The sequence below is a fragment of the Pseudomonas sp. ATCC 43928 genome (assembly GCF_005938665.2).
Lineage (GTDB): Bacteria > Pseudomonadota > Gammaproteobacteria > Pseudomonadales > Pseudomonadaceae > Aquipseudomonas.
This window is the reverse complement of sequence record NZ_CP041753.1, coordinates 3,458,014-3,483,740: the sequence shown is the minus strand read 5'-3', so window position 1 is coordinate 3,483,740 and position 25,727 is coordinate 3,458,014. Positions and strand designations below refer to the sequence as shown.

Genomic DNA, 25,727 nt, shown 5'->3' with positions numbered 1-25,727 from the left:
GAAGAGTCGCTATTTATTCTCAATGGCCTTCAGAGGCATGGAACATGGTCTTGGCGTAGATCAGGCCCAGACCATAGGCACCACCGTTGGCGATGGAGGTTTTCACCGTCTCGTCGTAAGTCTCGGTGCGTGCCCAGTCGCGCTGCAGTTCAAGCAGGTATTGCAGCGAAGTCATTGGGCGGGCACCGAGCTGGATCATGCGTTGCACGGCCATTTCATGGGCTTCGATGGAGACATCGCCACAGGCATCGGAGATGAAGTACACCTCGAAGCCTTGGTCGAGGGCCGACAGTGCCGGGCCAACGATGCACACGGAGGTCCACAGACCGGCCAGGACGATTTTCTGTTTGCCGATGGCGTTGACTTCAACGGCAATGCGCTCGTCTTCCCAGGTGTTCATGCTGGTACGGTCGATCACTTTGTGTTCCGGGAACACCGATTTGATTTCGTCGAAGATCGGGCCGGAGAAGCTTTTCTCGGCGACGGTGGTGAGGATGGTCGACACCTTGAAGCCCCGGGCTGCCTTGGCCACCAGTGCGGCGTTATTGCGCAGGGTGACGGCATCGATCGACTTGGTCGCAAAGGACATTTGCGACTGGTGATCGATCATGATCAGGGTGTGGTCGGTTGGGTTCAGCAGGGTTTTGCCCGGTACAGCTTTTGCGATGGCCATGGTGATGTCCTTGCAAGTGGATTGTGGGTGGTTCACAGGGCCTATGGTTGCGTAGATTTCGATGCGGATATTGAGTCGATGTGCTGTCTTTGATTAACGGCGCATCAGCACAAAGGCCGTCAACAAACACATCTATGACCTACGCTTGTTTCCAGACGAATGCTCACCGAACAGGGGCTCTCCCTGATCGAAAACAACAAGAACGGCTATCCGGAGACGTCTCATGTTTGCACTGGCCCGTCGATTCAGCAGCAACCTCGCCGCTTTCATTACCGCCGCCGCACTCGCATCCCCCGTTTTTGCCCTGGACACCGTCAAGTTCATGGCCCCAGGTTCCGTGGGTGGCGGTTATGACCAGACCGCGCGAGTCCTGGGCAAAGCCATGGTCGAGGCCCAAACGGCCAAAGCCGCCACCTTCGAGAACAAGGGTGGCGCCGGCGGGACCCTGGGGTTGGCGCAATTTGCCAACGCCACCAAGGGCGACCCCGATGCGCTGATCGTGGTCGGCGCGATCATGGTCGCGTCCATCGAGCAGAACAAACCGCAAATCACCTTGAAGGACGTAACCCCGATCGCCCGGCTGTTTACCGAATACAACGTGATCGCCGTACGCGACGACTCGCCGTACAAAACCCTGGAGGACTTGCTCAAGGACTTCAAAGCCAACCCGTCCAGCATCAAATGGGGCGGTGGCTCCAAGGGGTCGATCGACCACATCGGCATCGCCGAACTAGCGAGCAAAATGGACATCCCCGTCAACAAGGTCAATTACGTTGCCTTCGCCGGTGGCGGCGAAGTCGTTGCCGCGGTGCTGGGGGGGCACATCACGGTGATCACCGGCGGCTACGCTGAGCTGGCCAAATACGTGCAGTCCAAACAGTTCCGCTTACTGGCCGTCGGCGCGCCCAACCGCGTTGAAGGCATCGACGCACCGACGCTCAAAGAGTCTGGCTACGACGTGACGATCGGCAACTGGCGGGGTGTTTACGGCGCCGCGGGCCTGACGCCTGAACAGCGCAAGGCACTGACGGAAGCCGTGCTGACCGCCACCAAAAGCGCCGTATGGCAGGGAAACGTAAAAACCAATGCGTGGTCGCCGAGCATTCTGACCGGAGATGATTTCGGCAAATTCGTCGATGAGGAGCACGGACGCCTGCGCGCGATGCTGGTCAAGGTCGGGCTGCTTTGAGATGGCCGGGCGCTGGAGCGTAAGGCCGGCCCAACTGGCGATTGGCGTCGGTATTGTCGTGATCAGTGCGGTATTGGCGGTCGGCGCCTCGCGGTTTCCCGCCGAGATGGGGTTCGTCATCATGCCGGCCTACGTCTACCCCTATGCCGTGGCGGCATTTCTGGGCGCCGTTGGTCTGTTGATGGGCTATCAGGCGCTCACCGGTGGTTTTCGCAACCTCGCCGATGATCATGAGACTTCCGGGGCCGAGCCCGGCGGCAAGTCCGGGGCGACCTGGGTTACGGCAGGGCTGCTGGGCGTGGCGTTGCTCATTTCCTACATCGGCTTCGTATTGGCTGCTGCATTGCTGTTTGCCTGTTCGGCGCGGGGCTTTGGCAGCCGCAGCCCGGTGCGGGACCTGGCCATAGGCATCGCTCTGGCACTGCCGATCTACTGGCTTTTCACCGCCGGGCTAGGGGTTTCCCTTCCGCCCTTGATCAACGCCTGGATCTGATCCAGGCCGAAGGAGGTCGACAAGGTGGATATTCTCTCGAATCTGGCCGTCGGCTTCGCTGGCGCGCTGACACCGATCAATCTGATGTGGGGTTTTATCGGTTGTCTGCTGGGCACTGCAATCGGAGTATTGCCGGGGATCGGCCCGGCGCTGACCGTCGCCTTGCTGCTGCCGATTACCGCCAAGGTCGATCCGACCGGGGCACTGATCATGTTCGCCGGCATCTATTACGGCGCTCAGTTTGGCGGCTCCACCACCTCGATCCTGCTCAACACGCCAGGGGAGTCATCCTCGATGGTCACGGCCCTGGAAGGCAACCTCATGGCCCGCAACGGACGGGCAGGCCCGGCGCTGGCAACGGCCGCCATCGGTTCATTCGTGGCTGGCACCATCGCAACGATCTTGCTGACGTTGTTCGCGCCCCTCGTAGCCACGCTGGCGCTGAAATTCGGGCCGGCGGAGTATTTCGCGATTCTGGTGCTGGCCTTCACCACCGTGTCGGCAGTGCTCGGCGCGTCGATGCTGCGCGGCTTTGCTTCATTGGGCATCGGGCTGACCATCGGTTTGATCGGCCTCGACTCGACGTCAGGCATTGCCCGCTACACCTTGGGAGTTCCCGAACTGGTCGATGGCATCGAAGTGGTGCTGGTCGCGGTGGGGTTGTTTGCCGTCGGTGAGGCCTTGTACGGCGTACTTTACCAAAAGGAAGAAACGGCCAGCCGACACCGCCTGACCTCGTTGTGGATGACCCGCGCCGACTGGAAACGCTCGGTCCCGGCGTGGCTACGGGGCACCTTGATCGGTTTTCCCTTCGGATCGATTCCGGCCGGTGGCGCGGAAATCCCGACGTTCCTGTCCTATTCCACTGAACGCAAACTCAGCAAGTACCCGAAAGAATTCGCCGCCAGCAAGGGCGTAGGCGCCATCGAAGGCGTCGCAGGTCCCGAGGCGGCGAACAACGCGAGCGCCACCGGCTCACTGGTGCCGCTGCTGACCCTGGGCATACCGACCTCCGCCACGGCGGCGATTCTGTTGGCGGCGTTCCAGAACTACAACCTGCAACCGGGGCCGCTGCTGTTCCAGACCTCGGGCGAGTTGGTCTGGACCCTGGTGGCCTCTTTGTACATCGGCAACGTCATCCTGCTGGTGCTGAACCTGCCGCTGGTGGGGCTGTGGGTCAAACTCTTGCAAATCCCTCGGCCGTACCTGAACGCCGGGATCCTGGTGTTCGCCACCATCGGCGTGTACGGCATGCGCCACTCATCCTTCGACTTGTTTCTGATGCTGGGTATCGGCTGGGCCGGGGTGTTGATGCGCCGCTTCGACTTCCCCGTCGCCCCGGTGATCGTCGGCATGCTGCTGGGGCCGATGGCGGAAAAACAACTGCGTAACGCCTTATCCATCAGCCAGGGCGACTGGATGATATTTGTGACGCAACCGATTGCAGCGTCGGTGCTGGCGGTGACGTTGTTGGTGCTGCTGGTGCCGTATTTGCTGCATAAACGCGGGATCAAATTGCATGAGGATGATTGACGGCTGATTGCCTGGCTCCCAGCGCGATCCATAGCAGGTGCCGAAGGCTGCGTTCGGCTGCGAAGCGGTCGTGTATACGATTGACGCGGTCTGCCTGACATACCGCATTCGCTCCCGGGCAAATCGTAGGAACGTGGCGCACAGGCTCGGGCGTTGCAAAGGGAGGAGGGGTTCAAGGCTGCTGTCTAGCGGTGTAGCGACGGACGAGCAAGCCCGCTCCCATATGTGATCGCTGACGTGCACAAATAATGTGTTCACAGGCAATCCAGTGTGAGAGCGGGCTTGCTCGCGATCCAGCATTGCAACTGCCTGACACCCCCACTTAATTCTCGCCGCAAGGGACTGAGGAGTGGCCGCGCGATGGCCGAAAACCGGCTTACGCGACAGTCAGAGCCGAAACGCTTGTCGTCCTACCAGTAACCATTTTCCTTGCTGCTTTTGCCAGATCTGAAAGTTCTCGATTTCTGTGGGAACAATCTCGGTGCCCTTGATGGCTTGCGCCGAAAAATGATGGCGGACCAACGCCACATCACCCGAGACGGTGATTTTCTGGTTCTGCATCTCCAGCGTTTTGAAAGCGCTTTTTCCGGTTTCGATGTCGGCGATGAATTCTTTCTTGTCCTGGATTTTCCCGCTGGAATGCCCGTAGGACAGGTTTTCAGCGGTGAGCGCATTCAGTTGAGGGACGTTTTTGGTCAGCATCGCTTGAGTCAGATGGTCTACCGCAGCGGCAACATCCTTCTCGCTCGATGCGGGGGAGGCCGCCACGTAGCCACTGAACAGGCATAAAAAACCGATAATTAGCTTCACTTTTTTCATGGGTAATTCCTTGTTGTTATAGGTGCGAGGATGACAGATGAATTACGCAAACTCATCTGTCATCGTACAACATATCAGGTTTTTACCAAGTGATGCAGATATGGCATTAGCGAGTGCTAGGCCAGCCGTCCCTCATGAAACAGACGCGCGCCAATACGCTGAATTTCAGCTTCGCCCTGCGCCAGTGCCGCTCGGCTGGTGTGTACTGAATAACGACCCATCACCAAATCATGTGGGTGCTTCACCGCCGAGCCCAGCACGAAAGACGTGTCGCCGTGCGCCACGAAATCGATGGGTTGGTCTGACTCCTCGAACACCGCCAATTCGCCAGTATTGACCGGGCCACCAACGTCCAGCCGACCGGCATTGACCGCCAGCCACGCCACGTTGTGGCCGGCGGGAGGTGTGTAGCGCCAGCGTTCCCCTTCTTTCAAGCGCACGACGAGGTAGTTCATGTCCGAAGGTGCTGCAATCGCGCTTTGCGCTGCGCCATAGCGTCCGAGCAGCACACGCGCCGGGCCTGCTTGCGGGATCTGCGAGGGCGCCAGGTAGAGGCTTTCCGCCGGTGTGTTTTCGTGCGAAGCGGGCAGGGCGACCCAAAGTTGGAAGCCCGATATTGAGCTGTCGCCGACTGGTTTAGCGTCGTGCCACACGCCATTACCGGCGCGCATCCACTCCACACCTTCGGTGGGCAGCACGCCCGTCTTGCCCGTGGTGTCTTCGTACTCCACGCCGCCCTCAATCATGTAGGTCAGTGTTGCGATCCCTGAATGCGGGTGCATGCCGAAACCTTTCTGCCCGCCTTGGGGCTTGAAGCCGAAGAGATCAAGAAACACAAAAGGCTTCAACAACTGGCCCAGGTCGCCAGGGCTCATGAGTCGCGTGATCGGCCCGTGAGTGCTGCCGGATGTGCGGTGAACGATGGCGCGCGTTGGTGTGGCGACGATGTTGTTCATAGGTTTTCCTCAAGTCTTGAGCCGATCGCCTTGGGATGGATCAGCGCGCTGCACCGAGCAAGGCCGCGGGCTTCTGCCGCCAGGCCACGAAGGCAGACATCGCCAACAGCACCAGGGCAGGGGCGGGATTGCCGCCAATCACGAACAGATGCGTGACCACTGCGCCGGTCATGGTCGCCGTCAGCAGCAGCCCGGCGAAAAAGCTCGTGACCGGGATGAGCAGCAACACAGCGCCAGCCACTTCAATGGCACCGGTGAGGTAGCGGAACCATTGCCCAAGGCCGACGGCATCGAACACCTGAACCATCTGCGGAGCGCTGGCCAGCTTGGCGATGCCGGCCGCAGCGAACGCCAAGGCCAGAAAGATGCGAACACCCCAAAGGATGCGGTTTTGAATAGGGGAGAGGGATGAAGTTTGAGTCATGGGGAACGATGTCCTTGCCTGTGGTTTACGCAGTTAGAGGGCTAACTGCCGCGATGCAAGAAGGATAAGCGTGCCCGGATTGGTTGATTAGATGGCACAATTGGATTGAGCCCGTCCATTTTTTGCTGGAATTATCGCCTTATGCTCGACTTGAATGACATTGCCTTGTTTGTCCAAGTGGTCCGCAGCGGCAGCTTTGCCGAAGCGGCGCGGCGGCTGGGCATGCCGCCCAACACCGTCAGCCGGCGTGTCCAGCAGCTCGAGGCACAACTCGACACACGACTGCTGCAACGCTCCACGCGCAAGTTGACGCTGACTCATGCCGGGCAGGCTTTTCACGAGCGCTGCGTGGGCGCGGTGGACGGGCTGATCGAGGCGGGGCACGAGTTGATGACGGGCAGCCAGGAACCCAGCGGCTTGGTGCGCGTCGCGGCGACGGCGGATTTCTTCGACTTCTTCCCCATGGAATGGGTGGCTGACTTTCTTGCCGCGCATCCGCGGGTGCGGCTGGACTTCGTGCTCAGTGATGCCCGCGCCGACTTGATCGCCGAGCGCATCGACATCGCGTTTCGCGGCGGTCCGCTGCAAGACTCAGGTTACGTCGGGCGCCAGCTCTTCAGCGCAGGCAGCGAGGGCTTGGTGGCGAGTCCGGCTTACATCGCTGCTCGCGGTATGCCCGGTACGCTGCAGGACCTGGTGAACCATGACTGCGTGAGTTTCGCCCATCCCAGCGGCTTCACCACCTGGCGTCTGACCGGACCAGAGGGCGTGGAGGAAGAAGTGCAAATCGCCAGCCGTTTTTCCGGTAACACGGCCCAGGCACTGCGCAAGGCTACGGTGGCCGGCCTGGGCATCGCACTGCTGCCGCCGACGCTCGCCATGCTCGATCTTCAGGCGGGTCGACTTGTACGTGTGTTGCCACACTTCCAGCGTGCGGGCTTTGGCCTGCACGTGCTTTACCCGAGCCGGCAGCATCTGCCGTTGGCGGTATCGGCCTTCATTGAACTGGTGATGGAGAAACTAAGAGTGGAAGCATTCCCGGCGCAGGGCTGACCTATGCATATGCATCAGCAATGCTGGCCAAAAGCCTTCTATAATGCGCAGCTTTTGACGCCAGTGTACTCAACAGCCCGGTACTTCCTTGAAACGCGATCTTCGACTTGCCACTTTTCTGATCTTTCTGGTGTGTGTCTCCGTGGTGCTGCTGACGGCCTGGCAGACATGGACAGCCCGACAGAACACCTTGAGCGACATCAATACCGATACATTGAACCTGACTCAGGCGCTCAACACTTACACCGAGGGCACCTTCAAGCAAAGTGAAGTGCTGTTGCTGGGCCTGACAGAAAGGATCGAGAAAGACGGCACCGGCCCGGAGCAACTCAAACGGCTGAGCAAGTTGGTTGCCCAGCAGATGGATGCGCTCCCGCAATTAAATAATGTGGTGCTATATGACGCCCAAGGGGACTGGCTATTCTCGACCAGCATGCTGATCTCATCCAATAGCAACAACGCAGATCGGGCGTTCTTCAAGCATCACCGAGACGTCGCGGATCGCGGTATCTATATCGGCCCGGCGATTCTCAGCCGTGTCACTTGCGCCTGGGTGATTTCCGTCAGCCGACGCATCGATCACCCTGATGGAAGTTTTGCCGGGGTAATCGCCGCGACTATCAGCCTCGAACACTTCCTCAAACTTTATCGAAGCATCCACGTGGGGCAATTCGGCGCGATCAGCCTGACCTCATCCGAAGGGCGCCTGCTGGTGCGGTATCCCTTTCAAGTGGAAGACATCGGCCGTGACCTGTCTCACGCACCCATATTCTCCGAATACTTGCGCAACACCTCATCGGGCACCGTGGATTTTGCGTCGAAAGTAGATGGCATCCATCGCCTCTACGCATTCAAGAGAAACGATCAATATCCTGTCGTCACGACGGTTGCGGTGGGGCAGGCCGAGGCAATGCAAGCGTGGCTCAGTCAGACAAAGCAATCTGTCGCTGTGGTGCTGCTGTTGTTGGGGCTCCTGGTCGCACTGGGACGCCGGCTGATTTCCCACATCAGCCGGCGTATTCGGGCGGAGGAAAAATTGCTCGCCACCCAAACCGCACTGATCGAGCTTAACCAGACGCTGGAAGTTCTCGCCAGCGAGGACAAACTCACCGGCCTCGCCAACCGCCGGCATTTCGATCAGTTCCTGGATGTCGAACTCAAACGCGCCAAGCGACTCGCAAGCCCGTTGTCACTGATTCTGATCGATGTGGACTTTTTCAAACGCTACAACGATCACTACGGCCATCTCGCTGGAGACGAATGTCTGCGGATCATTGGTCAGGCGATCAAACACTGTGTACGTCGCCCGGGAGACATGGCGGCTCGCTATGGCGGGGAAGAAATCGCCGTGGTGATGCCCAATACGGACGAATCAGGAGCGCGCAAGGTGGCCGAGGCGATCCTGTCGGGTATTGCGGCCGAGCAGCTTGCGCATTTGTCGAGCCCGTTAGGTATCGTGACCGTCAGCCTGGGGTTGGCGACATATGTCGCCGACGGCAGCGACCCTGATGAAAAGGCACTGATCGGTCGTGCGGATCGCGCGCTTTACGCGGCGAAGTCGCAGGGGAGAAATCAGCTGAGCGTCGCGTGATCGAGCAGGCACTTGGAGGAAAGAGCGAACAATCGGCACGCGGCGCAACTATCGGTTCAAGTGATAGTGACAATCAAGAAACGCAAGTTCTGCTGGATCGGGTAAAGGCGGAAAATCGCCTCCATCGAAGACGCAGCTCAAGGAATTTGCGCGATGAAGACATTGACCCGACTGGCAATTGTCGCCCTGTTGATGGGCGGGGTTGTTACTGCTGCAACCGCCTACGCAGACGACGCCCAGTCGTGCCATTTTCTGCCCATCGCCGGCGCCAGTACCGGATTGCAGCATTCGCAAACCGTCGGTGTGCTGTACAGCGAAAACACCCTGGACAACCTGCAATACCTCGAGCGTTACCACGATGTGGCGGTGAACGGCGCGCGCGATGCGCTGGATGCGCGGATTCGCGACGCGTTCATCAACAGCTCCGACCCAGAGTTGGCAATCGACTGGCTGATGAGTTCGTTACAGCAGCAGTTCCTGTCGGTGACCGTCTACAACAACCTCGATGCGTTGTTGCAGGCCCATCCGGATGTGGTGGTGATGCTCGATACGCATAACCGTCTGCTGACCCAACGCAACAGTCAGGTCGAAGCGCGTTTCGCCGCACGGTTCTACGATGCCAACCTGCAATACATCGGCAAGGCCGAAGGCGCCGTCGAGAAACAAATGCCTTCGGTCTGGGTACACCGTAAAGCGGCAGCCGAGATTGCCGCCCAGATCGATCAACAACGCGACCTGCAACTCAGCGCCTTGAAGCAGTTCGATGACTCGCTCAAAACCCTGGTGACTGCTGGCTGAACACCCGGACCATAACCGCAACGACAGTGACCCGTTGCGCAACGAAACAGATTTTTTACTTCAGGACTTGCACCGATGCGCCCTTTATTTGTTCCTGCCATGGCTTTCGCCACCTTGCTGCTGGCCGGTTGTGCCACTGCGCCGAACGACCCGACGCTGATCCTGCAGACGAAAAAAACGCCTGCCGAATACGCCGATTGCGTGGTGCCGAAGTTGCAGGGCAGCGCACTGAACCCGACGGTCTCGCAAACCCAGCGCAGCTACCGGATCGTGGTGCCGAGCAAAGTCGCCGCGGACAACGTCCTGGAAGCCTACAAAGCGCCGAACGGCGGCAAGGTGTTTTTGTATGAGCGCCACTTGCTGGCGTCGAACTTCATGCCTTCGAGTTTCGAACGTGCCGCGCAGGATTGCCTGTAACCCGTAACCGCTTTGAAAAATGCTCCTTTGGTTGGCCGCAACCAACCAATTTTTTGCCCCGTACCTTATGTGGTTTCGGGGCTTTTTTTTGCATGCAGGTTCGGGGGCTGGGAGCAGGGCGCCGGTACTTGCGCCAGAGACATCAACTGACCGGCTCGGCCTTGCAACTCATTGGCCCTGAGCCTGGCTTCTGGAATAGCACCACGTCGCCGTCTTGCCAGAAACTGTAATTCCCTTGGGAGTCCTTGCCTGTGTATCGGGTTCCCGAATCACTCGGCTCCTGGTTCAGGACGATCGAGGTGTTCGCCCATTTCAGGTACACGACACCAGGCTGCGTGGTGAAGAAGGTGGCGGCAACCAGCGGGGCAAGCCCTGTACAACGAAAAGCCAGGGGGCCCTCGGTGAGTCTGTATGGGTCCTTGGTTCTCACGATGGCCGAGCCTTGGCGCAGCTGGTACGCGCGTTCGGCATAACTGCGGACTGTGCACGTCTTGGGTACAGGTGTGGAGGCGCACTGATTGCGGGCATCGATCCAGAACTGCTGGTCGATCATGATTTTGTCCGGACGCGGCACTGAATGTTCATCCGTGAGCGCCAGGCGATAAAGACGCGTCAGTTCGATATCCATCTGCGCCAGCTGCGGATCGCGACAAATCAGCTTTTCGACGGACGCCTTTGCCTCGGCACAGTCGAAGCTGGTCTTGAAGGTTGGTGCTGCATTAACACAAGTGCTCGCCGCCGCGCATACGCTGGCAGCGAGTAGACAGGTGAAAAGGGCCGTGACCGTTTTCATGTTGGCTTCACCCAGATCATTACGTGATGCCCGGATTGCCGTGGGATTGATCGATGCGTTGAATAGTTATTCGTTCGCATTGGTGTATCGCAGTGTAAGTCAGTGCTCAGAACTTGCCATACCGCTCGGCGGCGGTGGGGTTGCAGGAGCGAGTTGGCCGCCACTGAAATTTGACGGCCTTCGCCTGCAGCTATTCGACCCGCAGGTGCCCCACAAATGCCACGTCACTCTAGAGGGCGCCCCCAAAGGCTCCAGGTAAAATCAGTTGTACTGACTTATCGATCCAGCTGCGGGTTTGGGCCTCCAGGTGTGGGTCAGCTGATAGGCAATTGCCAACCATATAAACCACCCCGGCATGACCATTAAAGCAATTCGGGTGTCAGGTCTTAATGCCAGCAAACAGAGAACAAAGCCCAGGAACGCCAAGGAGAACCAGGCCATCGGCACGCCGCCAGGCATCTTGTAGGCCGATTGCGCATGCAGGTCGGGCCGGCTTCTGCGATAGGCAATGTACGACGCGAGGATGGTCGACCAAGTGAAAATCACCAGGATCGCCGACACGGTCGAGACGATGGTGAACGCTGTCATGACTTCCGGAACGATGAACAGCAACAATACTCCCACCAGCATCAACAGTGTGGTGAACGCCAGGCTCAGCAGAGGCACGCTATTGCCCGACAAACGCCGAAAAATCCCTGGTGCATTGTCGTGACTGGCCAGCCCAAACAGCATGCGGCTGGATGAAAATACGCCACTGTTGGCCGATGAGGCGGCAGATGTCAGCACGACAAAGTTGACGATACCTGCTGCTGCGGGAAATCCCGCAACCAGAAACAGTTCGACGAAAGGACTCTTGTTGGGCGAAACCTGTTGCCAGGAGGTCACCGCAATAATGCAGGCCAGTGCCAGCACATAAAACAGGATGATTCTCAGCGGAATCGAGTTGATGGCTTTAGGCAGGGTCTTCTCGGGGGAGCGGGTTTCGGCTGCTGCTGTGCCGATCAGCTCGGTGCCGGCAAAGGAGAAGATGGCCATCTGGAAACCGGCAAAGAAACCGAACAGGCCGTTGGGGAAGGCTGCCTGTTTATCCAGCAGGTGGTTCAGGGAGGCAGTGACGCCATTGGGTGAGACGAAGGAGCTGGCAATCAGCACCATGCTGACGCCAATCAAGGTGACGACGGCTATGATCTTGATGATCGCGAACCAAAACTCCACTTCACCGAAAAGCCTGACCGTCAGCACATTCAAGGCAAACAGCGTCATTAGCACGCCGATGGCCGGTATCCAGGCGGGTACATCAGGGAACCAGTATTGAAAGAAGCCGCCGACCACCACGGCATCACCCACTACCGCGACGCTCCAACTCAGCCAGTACGACCAACCGAGAAAAAATGCCGCTCGCGGGCCAAGGTAGGCACCGGCAAAATCCGCGAAGCTTTTGAAGTTTAAGTTGGAGAGCAACAGTTCGCCCATGGCGCGCATGACGAAGTAGACGAACAAGCCGATGATCATATAGATGAGGATGATCGACGTGCCGGAAAGGGCGATGATCTTCCCGGAGCCCATGAACAGCCCTGTACCAATGGCGCCTCCCATGGCCATTAATTGAATGTGACGATTGCTGAGGGTGCGCTGCAGCGCGGGCTGTTCAGGCAGCCCGGACGGAGTCGTTTTCATTACAAAACCTCTTGATTTTATGTTTTTGAGTTTTGGCAGAAAGTGGGTGTCTAGCGTTCTTGTTAGAGATGCAACGGCTACTGACGGTGGTGGTTTTCGTGTGGCAGGGTTTCTCGTCCGGTCACACGGTGAGTAGCCCCTTGGCACTTTGCTCAGGAGGCCTCACCTATGGCGATCAGCTGACTGTGCGCAGGCGCGAGGGAACTGCTGGCTGCTGATCAAGCAGTTGATAGAGGTTTTTTATGTTGGCAGGCGTCGGCACCAGATGGATGCGCTCACCGATGGCATGCTCCCGCGCAAGGTCGTGCACGTAGCGCAGTGACGAAAAGTCTTCGAGTGCAAAACCCACGGAATCGAAAACCGTGACCTGGGCGTCGTTCTCACGGCCCGCGACTTCATCTTGAACAATCCGGAAGAATTCGACGACGGGAAAGTCGGCCTCCAGTTGTTGAATATCGCCTTCAATCCGGGTTTGAGGCTCAAACTCAACGATGACCCGGGCATTGCGCAGGATGTCGGCGTGCAGTTCGGTTTTCCCAGGGCAATCACCGCCGACGGCATTGATATGCATGCCGGGCTCGATCATCTCGGGCGTCAGAATCGTTGCATAGGCCTTGTCTGCAGTGACCGTGGTGACGATGTGCGCACCCTTGACCGCGTCCTGTACCGAGTTGGCCAGAATCACCTCGATATCCGGGAATGCGGCTAGGTTGTGCTTCAACTTAAGTGAAGCGTCGCGATCGATATCGAAAATGCGGATTTCCTTGATGGACAGCATTTCGTAGAAGGCGATGGCTTGAAATTCGCTCTGGGCGCCATTGCCGATGATTGCCATGATGTTTGCATCAGGGCGCGCCAGGGACTTCGCGACCAGGGCGGAGGTCGCGGCGGTGCGCACGGCGGTGGTCAATGTCAGTTCGCTGAGCAAGGTTGGATAGCCACTGTGGACGTCGGCCAGGACACCGAAGGCCATGACCGTCAGCAAATTGCTTTGACCGTTGTCCGGGTGACCGTTCACGTATTTGAACGAGTACTGTTGGCCATCGTCGGTCGGCATCAACTCGATCACACCATCGGCCGAATGATTGGCGGTGCGCGGCGACTTATCAAACTGCGCCCAGCGTGAGTAGTCAGCTTCGATGTAAGCCGCCATTTCGCGTATTGCCCGACGGATTCCCACCTTGGCGAACAGGCGTGCGGCATGATCGACGTCTATAAAAAGAGTCATGTTTTTATTCTCCGATTCAATAGTTGAAACGCTGCGATTCAGGGGATGACTCAGGTGCGTTTGCTCTCGTAACCGTGCAGCACGTTGACCGCATTGATCCCGATTTCATCGACCATGTAGCCGCCCTCCATCACGAACAGGGCGGGGCAGCCCACGCCCGCTATCAGCTCGCCGATGCCGATGAAATCGTCGCTTTCCAGCAGAAAGTGGCTGATGGGGTCGTCCTTGAATGTGTCGACGCCGAGTGAAATAACCAGCACTTCAGGGGCGAATTGCTGAAGTTTCTTGCAGGCGTGGAGCAGGGTGTTGCGATAGCTTTCCCAGGTGGTGTTCTTCGGCAACGGGTAGTTGAGGTTGTAACCTTCGCCGTGGCCGGCGCCGACTTCGTGGCTGTAGCCTGAGTAATACGGATAGGACACCGTCGGTTCGCCGTGCAGCGAGACAAACATGACGTCACTGCGCCCGTAGAAGATGTTCTGGGTGCCGTTGCCATGATGAAAGTCGACGTCCAGTACCGCGACACGTTTGGCGCCTTGGGTAATGGCGTGCTGTGCGGCAATGGCGGCGTTGTTGAGATAGCAATAGCCGCCCATGTATTCACGTGCTGCGTGATGGCCGGGCGGACGGCACAGGGCAAAAGCACTGTCGTGGCCTTCATCGATCAGCGCCAGCCCGGTCAGCGCGATATCGGCGCTGGTTTTTACCGCTTGCCATGTGGTGGCGGTAATCGGGGAGCCGGCGTCCATGGCGTAGAAACCCAACTTGCCGTCGATGTAAGTCGGCACATGCTCGTTAGCCAGATCGCGCACTGGCCATACCAGCGGTAAGGCATCGTGGGTGCGTCCGGTTGCGCTCCATTCAGACCAGGCCGATTCAAGAAAGGTTACGTAGCGCTCGCTGTGCGCGTTGACATAGCACGACCGGTCAAAGGCTCGCGGTTCGATGACCTGACCAAGCCCGACCTGCTTGACCCGATGATGGACGGTATCGGCCCGACTGGGCTGTTCGAAGGACGGCTTGAGTACGCCGTCTTTCAATTCGGTGCCGTGGTGCAAACGGTGGGAATCACTGAAAACTGTAAACATTGTGCGCATCCGTTGATGTGAGCCAGTACAAATATTTTGTTCTGGTACAGATGCGATTTCTTTGCTTTGTTTTCGGTGTTTGGTAGATATTACGGGAGGTTTTACTCAGGAATGGCGCAATGCAGAAAAAAACATCCAAGCGCATCAGTCTCGACGACACCGACCTGGCGATTCTCGCATTGCTGCAAGAGGATGCGAGTATCTCCAACGCCGAGCTCAGTGAGCGCCTGTCGTTAAGCCTTACGCCTTGCTGGCGGCGGCGTAAGAGAATGGAGGAGGCGGGAGTGATTAAGGGCTATCAGGCTAACCTTGATCGACGAATGCTGGGGCTGGACATCATGGCGTTCGTGCACATCCGTTTTTCCACCCACGCCGATCACGCCCCCGACGACTTCGAGGCGGTGATTGCGCAGTTGCCCGAAGTGTTGTCCTGCCACAAGATCACCGGGGATGCCGACTACGTGCTGCAAGTGTTGGCAGAGGATCTTGATAGCTACAGTGACTTTATCGAGCAGGTGCTCAGGCGCCAGGTGGGTATTGCCTCCATCCAGTCCAGCCTGGCATTACGCGAGGTCAAGACCAGTAGCCGTATTGCGATACCCAAATCGAGCAAGGACTGAAGGGCAGGGGTTGGATCACCTTTCCAAAACCTACCTTGACCGAGTTTTTTTCTCGCTGGCGAAATTGACGCCTGCCCCCGTACCAGAATGCAAAATGCAGGAGCAGGCAAGCCCGCTCCTGCATTTTGACCTGTGGCTGTCCTCGATTTTTCGAGCACTGCAAATCCCTTTTGGGCGTAACTCAGGCTGTGAAATCGCTGGCGTGCAACTCCGTGACGCCCACCAGTGTGATTTCGAACTCGGGGGCGGCGTCGGCATCGACACTGCCGTAGAGAATGCCATCGGCAAAGCGCAGTTGGCCGGTGGCGTCGGCAGGGTCGAAGGCGTTGGCGCCGATGAAGGTGAAGGCGTCGATAGCAGTGGTCAGCGGGTTGGCGTCCAGACCGGAGAAGTCCAGATGATCACCCTCGGTGCTCTTGAAACCGTTGATCACATCGCGTAAAGCGCCGGCGCCCATGTCCGACAGCGCATCAAACACGTAGGTATCCGCGCCAGTGCCTCCGGTGAGGTTGTCGGTGCCGGCACCGCCGATCAGCCGGTCATTGCCCGAACCGCCCACCAACGTATCGTTGCCCGCACCACCGTTCAGAACGTTCGCGCCGCTGTTACCCGACAGAGTGTCGGCGTAGGCGCTTCCCGTGAGGTTTTCGAAGAGCTTCACGGTGTCGAGCCCGGAACCCACGGTGTTTTGCTGCGCTGACGTCGAGAGGTTGACGGTAACGCCAGACGCGGCGCGTTCAAAAGACACCGTGTCATTGCCCTCGCGTCCGTCCAGCACGTTGTTGCCGGCTCCGGCGAACAGCGTGTTGTCCAACGCGTTGCCCGTGCCATTGGCGGCGCCAGTGCTATCGATATACAGATGCTCGACGTTGTTGCCGAGGGTATAGGCCGCCAGGCTGCTGTGCACGCTGTCGATCCCTCCGGACGCCGCATTGCTGTTGGTCTCGATCACGGCGTCGTCAGCGTTGTCGACATAGTAGGTGTCGTTGCCATCGCCGCCGCTCATGCTGTCGGCCCCTGCGGCACCATCGAGCACATTATTGCCGGCATTGCCGGTGATGAAGTTGTGCTGCTCATTGCCGGTGCCGTTGATGCCCGACACGCCGGTGAGCACCAGGTTCTCGAGATTGGCGCCCAGGGTCCAGCTGACCGAGGCCTGTACCGTATCGATCTGCGAGGTCGAGGTGTTGCTTTCCACCACGCGGTCGAGCACGTTGTTGACCACATAAATGTCGTTGCCGTCACCACCGGTCATGGTGTCGGCGCCCAGGCCGCCATCCAGCGTGTCGTTACCCGAGCTGCCCACCAGGGTATCCGCCTGGTCGGTACCGGAAATCATCTTCCGGTTGTTGTCGAAAATGTCCTGCACGCTGTTGTTGTCGTTGGGGTTGCCCTGGAAGCCAAGGTCATTGGCGATGTAGTCGGCCAGGCGCTGGCCGACGATTTCCGCCGATTCCTCGTGCAGGTGCCAGACGTCGTCGGGATACGTCAGCGGATCGACTTCGTGTCGCAAGGGGAGGTCGTTGTAGTCCACCGCCAGCTTGACGTCGGCGCGCTCGGCGGCAATGGCTTCCTGGGCGGCGTGAACATAGCCAACCCCCTCGACGATGGAGGCGATCTTCTCTTCCGAATAGCCACGGGCGCGCGCCGCGTCCTGCTCGTAGTGACCGGTTTCCATCATGTACACGTCGAAGTTGCCGAACTGGGCATGCAGGTAGTCAAACACCTTTAGGGTCGCAGCCTTGTAGGCCGCGGCTGCCGCTGCTTTGTCCGTGGCTTGGGCGATCTCCTGAGCGGCTTCCTCACCCTGGCCCCAAATGATGCCCATGGTGACGTTATTGATCGATTGCAGTTCGGAGCGCTGTTCGCTCAGCAGCGTCACGGCGCGCAACAGCGCAGCCCCGGGTTGGTCGGTGTCGGTCAGCCACCAGCACAACTTGAGTTCCTCGGCGCTGAGCGTCGACAGGCCGGTGACCGTGCTGCCGCCCACCGCGATGTCGATGCCGTTGCCATCGGCATCGGTGAACTGGCTGCGCACGTCATAGGGGGTGTAGCGATCCAGGTCGTTGACCAGCATCGAGGTGCCGGACTGATTGTCGTCCTCCGTCATGCGCAGCAGGCGCGCATTGGATTGGCCGAGGGTGGGCAGGTAGAGGATGTCCTGCTGGGCGTGCTGGCCAAACACGAAGTCACTGGCGGTCAGGGTGTTAAGGTAGTTGCCGCTGAGGGCGATTTCAAAGCGATTGCCATTGGCATCCGCTTCGGCGGACTTGATGTAGGTCTTGTCGCCGGCCGCGTTGAGGGTGATGTACAACGTGCCATTGTGGCCATCGCCAAGGCCGACAAAGCCCAGGCCTGACACATCGATTTTGTCGACGCCCGCGGTGAAGTCATAAATCGTGTCGGTGGCCGTGATACCACCCGTGTCGTAGTCGCGGTAACTGTCGAGCAGGTTGGTATAGCGGAAGGTGTCGGCACCGTCGCCACCATACAGCGAGTCGCGTCCGCCGCCGCCGTCGACGGTGTCGGCGCCAGCGCCGGCCTTGATCGTGTCGTTGCCACCGAGGCCGAGGATCAGGTCTGCACCCGCCGTGCCGTTGAGGGTTTCGGCATTGTTGGTGCCGGTGACAGTGTTGGCCACTCCCAGGGCGAAGCTATCGCTGGCCGATGCACCGGCCGGGTCTGTGGCCTTGACCAGCACGTCGTAATTGCCGGACGCGGTGCTGGTCGGCGTGCCGGTGAAGGTCAGGTTGGTGGCATTGAAGCTCAGCCACGCGGGCAGGGCGCTGCCATCGGCGAGGGTGGCGGTGTAGCTGAGGTTGTCATTGTCCGCATCGGTGAAGCTGGTGGCTGGCACCACGTAGCTGAACGGGGCGTTTTCGGTTGCGTTCTGATCCAGCAGCGGCGTGGCCAGAACCGGTGCGTGGTTGGTCGGTGACGACGTGGCGAAGACGAAGTTGGCGCTGGTCAGCTTGTCGAGGTAGTTACCGTTCAGTGCCACTTCGAAGCGGTTGCCATCGGCGTCGGCAGTCAGGGACTTGATGTAAGTCTTGGTGCCGGCACTGTTGAGCACCACGTACACGGTGTTGTTCTTGCCATCCCCCAGGCCGGTGAAACCCATGGCCGAGAGGTCGATCTTGTCGGCGGTGATATCAAAATCGGTGATCAGGTCGGCAAGGTTGGCACCACCGGTGTTGTAATTGCGATAACTGTCCAGGCGATTGGAAAACACAAAGGTGTCCGCTCCGGCGCCACCGGTGAGGGTGTCCATACCGGCACCGCCATCGAGTTTGTCGTCACCCGCGCCGCCACTGAGGCTGTCGTTACCCGCCAGGCCGAGCAGGGTGTCGGCCGAATCACTGCCCAGCAGCGAGTCGTTGCCGCTGGTGCCGGCGAGCACACGATTGAAGATGAAATTGCTGGCGGTCAGAGTGCTGGCGAGGTTGCCCGAGAGTATCAATTCGAAGCGATTGCCACTGGCGTCGGCATCGTAGTCCTTGATGTAGGTGCGGTTAGTGCTGGCGCTGTAGCTGACTTGCAGGGTACTGCCATGGCCATTGCCCAGGCCGGTGAAACCGAGGCCGGCGAGGTCGATCTTGTCCTGGGTGACATCGAAGTCGGTGATGGTGTCATCGAAGCTCGCGGTTGCGTTGCGGTAGCTGTCGGACTGAGTGGTGAAACGGAACGTATCGGCGCCGGTACCGCCGGTGAGTTTGTCGATGCCTGCACCGCCTACCAGAATGTCGTCACCGGCCCCGCCATTGATGGTGTCGTTGCCGGCCACACCATAGAAAATCTCGCTGCTGGCGCTGCCCAGCAGGGTGTCATTGCCAGCTGTGCCTTGCACGGTGATCATCGGGACCGTGTCGCTGACGTAACTGCCGTCGCCATAGACCAGCGTCGCACCGTTGCTGGTGTGGCTGATGGTGTTGCCGATGATGGCGTTGCGATCAGTGCCGTCTTCATTGCGTTCCGCAACGCCGTAGGTCGACAGGTTACTGCCGGTGATGATGTTGCTCTGGATGATGTTATCGCTGCCGTTGTAGTACTTGCCGGACACACCCTGGGTGTCGTTGTAGGACTGGATGATGATCTCCGGTACGGGGTTGCCCAGGGAATTGCTGTGGAGCGTGTTGTCGATAAGCTCGACGTGGTTGCTGCCGTAGATACGGACCCCGGCGCTGGTGTTGTCGTGAATGTCGACGCCGCTGACCGTCACTTCGCTGGACATTTTGATCAGCACCCCTTCGGCGCCGTTGCCATACACCTCGCCACCGGTGATGGTGATGTTGCTGGGGGAGGGGATGTTCTCGCTGCCGCGCTGCACCACGATGCCATTGCCGCCGTTGTTGTAGGCAACGTTATTGGTGAGCGTGAAGTCGTGGGTGCTGGTCACGATATTGAAACCGTGCCGGTCGTTGTCGTAGGCGACGTTGTTTTCGAAGGTGCTGTTGCTCAGGAAGTCAGCTACGAAACCGTCCAGGCCGTTGCCGTGGGACACGCTGTTCTTGATGACCATGTTGACGGTCTGCTCGTGGGGGTCGAAACCGTACCCGGAGCAGTCCTTGATCTCGACGCTGTCGAGGGTGACGTTGGAGTCGTAGCCTGCTTGCCCGGGAATGTAGCCGTTGAACCAACCGTCGATCTTGCCCGTAGTGTTGTCACGGTTGCCGTCAATGGTGAGCTTGCTGACGCCGAAGTCGTGGGTTTCCTCGCCATAGGCGGAGCGGATGACGCCGGTGATCTTGGTGTCGGAGCCGTCAGCCACCTTGACGGTGGTAGCGCCCATGCCGTCGCCGTACAGGTAGACGTTGCTCTTGAGCATCAGGCAGCCGTCGGAAGGTTCCACTCCTCCCGAAACGATATAGGTTCCGGTCGGCACGTAAACCTGCCCCCCGCCTGCGGCGGCCGCCGCATCAATTGCACGTTGTATCGCCGCTGTGTCGTCAGTGATGCCATCTCCTTTGGCGCCAAAATTTTGTACATTGAAAATCATGAGCTTATCTCCGTATCAGGCAAGAACCTCGGAAGATGCCAATATTCCATCGACAACCAACGGTTATGACCGAGCGGAGAGCAAAAGTGTGTGACCACATATCGGGGATGTGTCAAAAAACCGGACTAACTGATTAGCGGTTGAGAAGGTGTTTCAAAAAAGTAACAGATTGTTGACGCTCACTCCGGTAGCGAGCGATGGCTCTGTGGGAGCGGGCTTTCATCATTGAGGTGTGTTACGAGGTGCTATCGATAGCCCGCAGGTGCGCTGCCGCAATGTTGTATGCGCGATGCTTGAGCTGGAGGTGTATGAGCGACATGGGTAATGAGGAGCGACCTCACTGGAACGTCGCTCCTCTGAATCCCAAAACGCTTACGTCGTCTTCAATGACTCCCGACGTGCAAGGCTTTCTCTAGAATCGCCAAGCCACCAGCGATTATCAGCGGCGCGGTGGTGAAATCCGCCCCGGCGTTACACAGGCTAGCTCCTGTCCTGCAACACGCGCCCATTCAGGTGCTTGCGTTAACCCGCGATCTTTATTGCAAGCTCAGCGACGTGTTTACCCTGGAAACGCGCAATATCCAGTTCATTTTTTGACGGTTGCCGTTTACCGTCAGCGCCTGCCAGGGTGGTCGCGCCATAGGGCGTACCGCCGGTGATCTCGCTCATGTTGGTCAGCCCTGCGCAGGTGTAAGGCACACCCACGATGACCATCCCTTGATGCAGGAGTGTGCTGTGAAACGACGTAATCGTGGTTTCCTGGCCACCGTGCTGGGTGCCGGTCGATGCAAAGACACTGCCGATTTTCCCGACCAGCGCGCCGCTCATCCACAGTCCGCCGGTCTGGTCGAGAAACGTGCGCATCTGTCCCGCCATATTGCCGAAGCGCGTCGGTGTACCAAAGATGATTGCATCGTAATTGCCCAGCTCGTCAGGTGTCGCCACCGGTGCCTTCTGGTCAAGTTTGACGCCGATGGCTGCTGCCTGTTCGGCCGGGATGGTTTCAGCGACACGCTTGAGCGTCACGTCGGTGCCAGGTACGGATCGTGCGCCTTCGGCCACTGCTCCAGCCATCGTTTCGAGGTGACCGTACATTGAGTAATAGAGAACCAGTACCTTCGCCATGATTTTTCTCCTGGAATAAGCGCCATTCGATGGATTAGGACGATCTTGGGTTACACCACTGCCAACGAACAGCAGCGGCAGGTGCAGCACTCGGTCATGAACAAAACGGCGGCTCACACCCACCCGACTGCAGGGACTTTGACGGCATGCGGATTAACACTAGCAGTTCCGTATGCTGCCTGCCGGGCAGTCAGGGAAGCTATTCGATTGGTGGCAGATGGCAGCACGTGTAGTGGGGAAGGGCGCGCAGCAAAGAGGGCATCTGTCATAGGTAATTCACTTCACTCAATGCGCATGGGCATGTGAATGGATGGTCAGGGCACCCGGTACCCAGCCATTAAAAAAAGTACCCCTTACTCCCGGATATCATGATTTTTCACAAGCATGAGCTTTCCATATAGTCCTCCCAAGCCCACTTGGAACACGGCTGTGTTTCCCTTGATGCGAGAGAACTTTATGGAAAATAAGAAACGCGCCGTCCAGGCTTCAGACATTGGGATGGGGACTCGAGTGGTATGGGGAGGAGAGCAGGTTCAACATCCTTACAATGCGACCCAGACACCCATCGTGGTCAGTGCTGCCTATGGCTATGACGATATCGATAAGTGGTATGACGTGGCATTGGGAAAGGAGCCCGGCTTCATTTACAGCCGGATGAGCAATCCTACTGTCTGCGTCTTGGAAGATAAACTCTGTGAGCTCGAAAACGCAGAGTCGGCCGTAGCTTTCAGTACCGGAATGGCCGCGATCAGCGGTGTACTGCACACCTTCCTGTCCTTTGGGCAGCGTGTGATATCTACGCGTGACAGCTACGGTGGTACGAACAAGATTTTCGAGGAGTTTCTTCCACGCATGGGGGTGGAGGTAACCCTTTGCGATACGCTCGACACCGTGGCACTTGAGCAGGAGATCGCTAAAGGCTGCAACGTCCTGTACCTGGAAACACCCACGAACCCAACGCTGAAAATCGTTGATATTCGGCGCCTTGTGGCAGCGGCCAAGCGAGTGGGCGCTTTGGTTGTTGCGGACAATACATTCGCGACGCCTCTGAATCAGAACCCGCTCGCCTTAGGCGTTGATGTGGTTGTGCACAGCGCGACCAAATTCCTGTCCGGTCATGGTGATGTCCTCGGTGGTGTGGTCTGCGGCGCCGAGCATTTGATGTCTCAAGTTCGCCATTACCGCGAAATCAATGGTGCCTCGCTGGATCCTTTTTCGGCGTATCTAATCATCCGAGGCATCAAGACTCTGGCTCTGCGTGTTCGCCAGCAACAGGCGAGCGCGAAGCTTTTGGCCGAGTACCTCTGTACCGAACCGCTGGTTGAGTCGGTGAACTATCCGGGGCTGCCTCAACATCCAGGTCATGACATCGCTCGTTCGCAAATGAACGGATTCGGAGCCATCGTCAGCTTCGTGCTGAAAGGAGGCATGGACACAGTGACTCGTTTGCTACCGCTGCTCAGGTATGCGCATCGGGCGGGTAATTTGGGCGCTGTCGAGACCATCTATGGGCCGGCTCGGACGACCAGTCACGTGGAAAATACCTTGGAAGAGCGTCAGGCACTGGGAATCTCCGAAGGCTTGGTTCGAGTGTCCGTAGGTATTGAAGATTCAGCAGATTTATTGGCTGACCTAAAACAAGCCTTCGCTTTAGTGCGAATTAAACACGGTGATGCAAACATTAACGCTGATAATGCCCAACGTTTCATTGAGGTAGAAACCTGAATACGGGCAGGACGCTCGAGATTCATCTTAAGCCCTTCATGAAGAATGAAAATAATAAAATCCAGCGACAACTAAATTGTACTGCCCAACCGCCAGTTACAAGGACGCTTGTCCGCACATTTCATGAGAATAAAACTATGTCCACGCATATTAAAGATCATCAGTCCGACCCAAACTCGCGTTTCAAAAAGGAAATGCAAACACGCCACATCGTTATGTTGGCACTGGGCGGTGTGATCGGTACGGGGTTATTCCTTACCTCCGGTTACACGGTTAATCAGGCAGGGCCACTCGGTGCAGTGATCGCTTACATCATCGGTGCAGTGATGGTGTATTTAGTCATGGTGTGTCTCGGTGAGCTGGCTGTACAGATGCCAGAAACCGGATCTTTCAGTAGTTACGCAACGCGATACCTGGGCCCAGGCACAGGCTATACAGTGGCCTGGCTATACTGGCTCACTTGGGCAGTAGCTATCGGTTCAGAGTTCACAGCTGCGGGCATTCTGATGGTTCGGTGGTTTCCTGATACACCCGTCTGGATTTGGAGCGCGCTATTTGCCATCGCAGTGTTCTCAAGCAATGTTGTCTCCGTTCGGTGGTTTGCGGAGACTGAGTTTTGGCTTTCGCTGATTAAGGTGCTGACCGTTATCACATTCATTGTGATCGGCGGAGCGGCAATTTTCGGTCTTATTCAAGTACAGAGTTTGCAGGGTGCGGGACTTTCCAACTTCACACGTGAGGGGCTTTTTCCCACCGGATTTCTACCCATTGCAATGACCCTCCTGGCTGTTTCCTTCGCCTTTTCGGGAACTGAGCTGATCGGGATTGCGGCAGGTGAAGCGCAAGATCCACAAACTAGCGTGCCCAAGGCAATCCGCACGACAGTGGTACGTTTGGCGCTGTTCTTCGTGGGGACCATTTTCGTCCTTGCGACGTTACTGCCACGAGAGCAAGCGGGGCTTGTAGAAAGTCCGTTCGTCATGGTGTTTGAGCTGATTGGCATCCCATACTCTGCCGACATTATGAACTTCGTCATTCTTACGGCACTGATTTCCGCCGCTAACTCGGGGCTGTATGCAGCATCGCGCATGCTGTGGACATTGAGCGATCAAGGACATATGCCTAAGCGCTACGCCAGGCTCTCCAGTCGTGGCACACCGGTGAACGCCATCGTGCTTAGTATGGCGGGCGCAGTGGCTTCTCTGCTCAGCAGTGTGTTTGCCCCTGATACGGTTTACTTGGCCTTGGTGTCCATTTCCGGTCTGGCGGTCGTAGTCGTGTGGATGAGCATTGCTGCCAGCCAGATCGCGTTCCGTCGTCAATACGTTGCTAATGGCGGACGAGTTGAAGACCTGCATTTCCGTGTACGCGGCTATCCATGGGTGCCTATCGGTGCACTGTTGTGTTGCTTGCTGGCCTGTGTGGGTATCGCTTTTGATCCTGAGCAGCGAGTGGCACTTTACTTCGGACTGCCCTTTATCGCGTGGTGTTATTTCGTCTACTGGGTCACTCGAAACAAGAGAGCAGAGCGGTTGGCTTTAGCCGCCGCTGTTCATTCCTCTGGCACCGCGTGAATTTCTCAGGCAATGATTGAGCATAGATAAAGCCCTGATGAGGTTGCGCCGATGAGTCAAAAGTCACTACCACCCTTGAACTGGTTGAGGGCATTCGAAGTATCGGCGCGCTGTTTAAACTTTACCCACGCGGCGGAAGAACTCCATTTGACTCAAGGGGCTGTGAGTCAGCAGATCCGTCAGTTAGAAAGTCACCTCGGTGTGGCGCTGTTCAAGCGCTTACCTCGAGGGCTTGGATTGACCGAGGAAGGGCAGTCGTACCTGCCTGTCGTACAAGACGCGATCAGTCGCCTTGCAGTCGGCACAAACGAGATTTTCGGCCAGCGCAATCGAAGACATTTGAAGGTGCGTGGCAGCCTTTCCTTTCTTCACTATTGGTTGGCCCCCCGACTCGCAGATTTTTGTCGGGAGTATCCCCAGATTGATATTCGATATATCAGCAATATTTGGGTGAAAGAACCGGACGGCGAGGATGACCTGGAGATTCGCTGGGGATGCGGTGAGTGGTCGGGCTTGCACGCTCAGCGGTTGACTTGGGACATCCTTCAGCCTGTTTGCTCCCCAAAGCTCATGGCCAGCTCACCCATACATGAGCCACGCGACTTGATGAACCATTCTCTGCTTCATGTGTTGGGGTACGAAGAAGGTTGGGGTTACTGGTTGAAGCGAGTTGGAGCAGACGACGTCGACTACTCCCGTGGCCTTCAGTTTGACACGCTGATTTCCACGATCCGCATGGCCGAATTGGGGCAGGGCGTTGCGCTGGCACGGTCTTCCGTGGTCGAGGATTTGCTTAAGAGTGGGCAATTGGTTGCGCCATTCAATCACCGAATCGAGGCAAGCGAATCCTTTTATCTGGTGCACGAACAGAACGAAGTGCTATCGCCTGATGCCGCACATTTTTCTACCTGGCTGGTGGCGCAAGCCCATCGCCTTTTGTAAAACTGATTTGGAGTTG

At 57.9% G+C, this 25,727-nt stretch carries 21 protein-coding genes; 11 read left to right on the top strand and 10 right to left on the bottom strand.

Annotated features, from left to right (window positions below; genetic code table 11):
* Positions 1–19 precede the first annotated feature (19 nt).
* The gene (locus tag FFH90_RS15985; protein WP_138867560.1) at positions 20–673 is read right to left on the bottom strand and encodes a hydrolase; all 654 of its coding nucleotides are present in this window, start codon (positions 671–673) and stop codon (positions 20–22) included.
* A 223-nt stretch (positions 674–896) separates the two neighbouring features.
* On the opposite strand from FFH90_RS15985, the gene FFH90_RS15980 reads away from it, so the two are divergent.
* The 3 genes from FFH90_RS15980 to FFH90_RS15970 are packed head-to-tail and all read left to right on the top strand — an operon-like array spanning position 897 to position 3,888.
* On the top strand, positions 897–1,862 hold the full coding sequence (locus tag FFH90_RS15980) for a tripartite tricarboxylate transporter substrate binding protein (RefSeq protein ID WP_138867559.1): 966 nt from the start codon (positions 897–899) through the stop codon (positions 1,860–1,862).
* A gap of 1 nt (position 1,863) precedes the next feature.
* On the top strand, positions 1,864–2,355 hold the full coding sequence (locus FFH90_RS15975) for a tripartite tricarboxylate transporter TctB family protein (RefSeq protein ID WP_111453354.1): 492 nt from the start codon (positions 1,864–1,866) through the stop codon (positions 2,353–2,355).
* Positions 2,356–2,379: 24 nt separating this feature from the next.
* Positions 2,380–3,888 carry a tripartite tricarboxylate transporter permease gene (locus tag FFH90_RS15970; protein ID WP_111453353.1) on the top strand — a complete coding sequence of 503 codons (1,509 nt, stop codon included), beginning with the start codon at positions 2,380–2,382 and terminating at the stop codon, positions 3,886–3,888.
* 387 nt (positions 3,889–4,275) lie between these two features.
* On the opposite strand, the gene FFH90_RS15965 is transcribed toward FFH90_RS15970, so the two are convergent.
* The 3 genes from FFH90_RS15965 to FFH90_RS15955 all read right to left on the bottom strand — a co-directional run bounded on the left by FFH90_RS15965 (position 4,276) and on the right by FFH90_RS15955 (position 6,087).
* On the bottom strand, positions 4,276–4,707 hold the full coding sequence (locus FFH90_RS15965; protein ID WP_018925957.1) for a nuclear transport factor 2 family protein: 432 nt from the start codon (positions 4,705–4,707) through the stop codon (positions 4,276–4,278).
* Between the two features lie 116 nt (positions 4,708–4,823).
* Positions 4,824–5,663 carry a pirin family protein gene (locus tag FFH90_RS15960; protein WP_138867558.1) on the bottom strand — a complete coding sequence of 280 codons (840 nt, stop codon included), beginning with the start codon at positions 5,661–5,663 and terminating at the stop codon, positions 4,824–4,826.
* 40 nt (positions 5,664–5,703) lie between these two features.
* Complete coding sequence (locus FFH90_RS15955) at positions 5,704–6,087, bottom strand: DoxX family protein (RefSeq protein ID WP_019578966.1); 384 nt, start codon at positions 6,085–6,087, stop codon at positions 5,704–5,706.
* Between the two features lie 141 nt (positions 6,088–6,228).
* Between FFH90_RS15955 and FFH90_RS15950 the strand changes: the two genes are divergently transcribed.
* The 4 genes from FFH90_RS15950 (at position 6,229) to FFH90_RS15935 (ending at position 9,946) form a co-directional block, all read left to right on the top strand.
* On the top strand, positions 6,229–7,140 hold the full coding sequence (locus FFH90_RS15950) for a LysR family transcriptional regulator (protein WP_138867557.1): 912 nt from the start codon (positions 6,229–6,231) through the stop codon (positions 7,138–7,140).
* A gap of 88 nt (positions 7,141–7,228) precedes the next feature.
* Positions 7,229–8,731: a sensor domain-containing diguanylate cyclase gene (locus tag FFH90_RS15945; protein WP_225602879.1), complete on the top strand. Its 1,503-nt coding sequence runs from the start codon at positions 7,229–7,231 to the stop codon at positions 8,729–8,731.
* Between the two features lie 153 nt (positions 8,732–8,884).
* Positions 8,885–9,529 carry a hypothetical protein gene (locus FFH90_RS15940; protein ID WP_064617943.1) on the top strand — a complete coding sequence of 215 codons (645 nt, stop codon included), beginning with the start codon at positions 8,885–8,887 and terminating at the stop codon, positions 9,527–9,529.
* Positions 9,530–9,604: 75 nt separating this feature from the next.
* Positions 9,605–9,946: a hypothetical protein gene (locus FFH90_RS15935; RefSeq protein WP_111453347.1), complete on the top strand. Its 342-nt coding sequence runs from the start codon at positions 9,605–9,607 to the stop codon at positions 9,944–9,946.
* A 142-nt stretch (positions 9,947–10,088) separates the two neighbouring features.
* Here FFH90_RS15935 and FFH90_RS15930 read toward each other — a convergent pair whose 3' ends face one another.
* From FFH90_RS15930 to FFH90_RS15915, 4 genes are all read right to left on the bottom strand, one after another.
* Positions 10,089–10,739: an MliC family protein gene (locus FFH90_RS15930; protein WP_138867556.1), complete on the bottom strand. Its 651-nt coding sequence runs from the start codon at positions 10,737–10,739 to the stop codon at positions 10,089–10,091.
* A gap of 261 nt (positions 10,740–11,000) precedes the next feature.
* Positions 11,001–12,416, bottom strand: coding sequence for an amino acid permease (locus FFH90_RS15925; protein WP_138867694.1), 1,416 nt, complete (start codon positions 12,414–12,416; stop codon positions 11,001–11,003).
* A gap of 175 nt (positions 12,417–12,591) precedes the next feature.
* Positions 12,592–13,644 (bottom strand): ornithine cyclodeaminase, encoded by a 1,053-nt coding sequence (locus tag FFH90_RS15920; protein ID WP_138867555.1) that lies wholly within the window; start codon positions 13,642–13,644, stop codon positions 12,592–12,594.
* A 50-nt stretch (positions 13,645–13,694) separates the two neighbouring features.
* A complete protein-coding gene (locus FFH90_RS15915; RefSeq protein ID WP_138867554.1) occupies positions 13,695–14,729 on the bottom strand; it encodes a histone deacetylase family protein in 1,035 nt (344 codons plus the stop codon).
* A gap of 119 nt (positions 14,730–14,848) precedes the next feature.
* On the opposite strand from FFH90_RS15915, the gene FFH90_RS15910 reads away from it, so the two are divergent.
* Positions 14,849–15,349: an Lrp/AsnC family transcriptional regulator gene (locus FFH90_RS15910; RefSeq protein WP_018925946.1), complete on the top strand. Its 501-nt coding sequence runs from the start codon at positions 14,849–14,851 to the stop codon at positions 15,347–15,349.
* A 181-nt stretch (positions 15,350–15,530) separates the two neighbouring features.
* Here the strand turns inward: FFH90_RS15910 and FFH90_RS15905 are convergent, their stop codons facing one another.
* Together FFH90_RS15905 and wrbA are read right to left on the bottom strand one after the other, a co-directional pair.
* Complete coding sequence (locus FFH90_RS15905) at positions 15,531–20,345, bottom strand: M10 family metallopeptidase C-terminal domain-containing protein (protein ID WP_138867553.1); 4,815 nt, start codon at positions 20,343–20,345, stop codon at positions 15,531–15,533.
* Between the two features lie 522 nt (positions 20,346–20,867).
* Positions 20,868–21,470, bottom strand: coding sequence for an NAD(P)H:quinone oxidoreductase (gene wrbA, locus FFH90_RS15900; RefSeq protein ID WP_064617932.1), 603 nt, complete (start codon positions 21,468–21,470; stop codon positions 20,868–20,870).
* Positions 21,471–21,926: 456 nt separating this feature from the next.
* On the opposite strand from wrbA, the gene FFH90_RS15895 reads away from it, so the two are divergent.
* The 3 genes from FFH90_RS15895 (at position 21,927) to FFH90_RS15885 (ending at position 25,711) form a co-directional block, all read left to right on the top strand.
* Positions 21,927–23,195, top strand: a complete 1,269-nt coding sequence (locus FFH90_RS15895) for a cystathionine gamma-synthase family protein (protein WP_138867552.1) — start codon at positions 21,927–21,929, stop codon at positions 23,193–23,195.
* A 137-nt stretch (positions 23,196–23,332) separates the two neighbouring features.
* On the top strand, positions 23,333–24,769 hold the full coding sequence (locus FFH90_RS15890; protein ID WP_138867551.1) for an amino acid permease: 1,437 nt from the start codon (positions 23,333–23,335) through the stop codon (positions 24,767–24,769).
* Between the two features lie 51 nt (positions 24,770–24,820).
* Positions 24,821–25,711, top strand: a complete 891-nt coding sequence (locus FFH90_RS15885) for a LysR substrate-binding domain-containing protein (RefSeq protein WP_111453343.1) — start codon at positions 24,821–24,823, stop codon at positions 25,709–25,711.
* Positions 25,712–25,727: the final 16 nt, after the last annotated feature.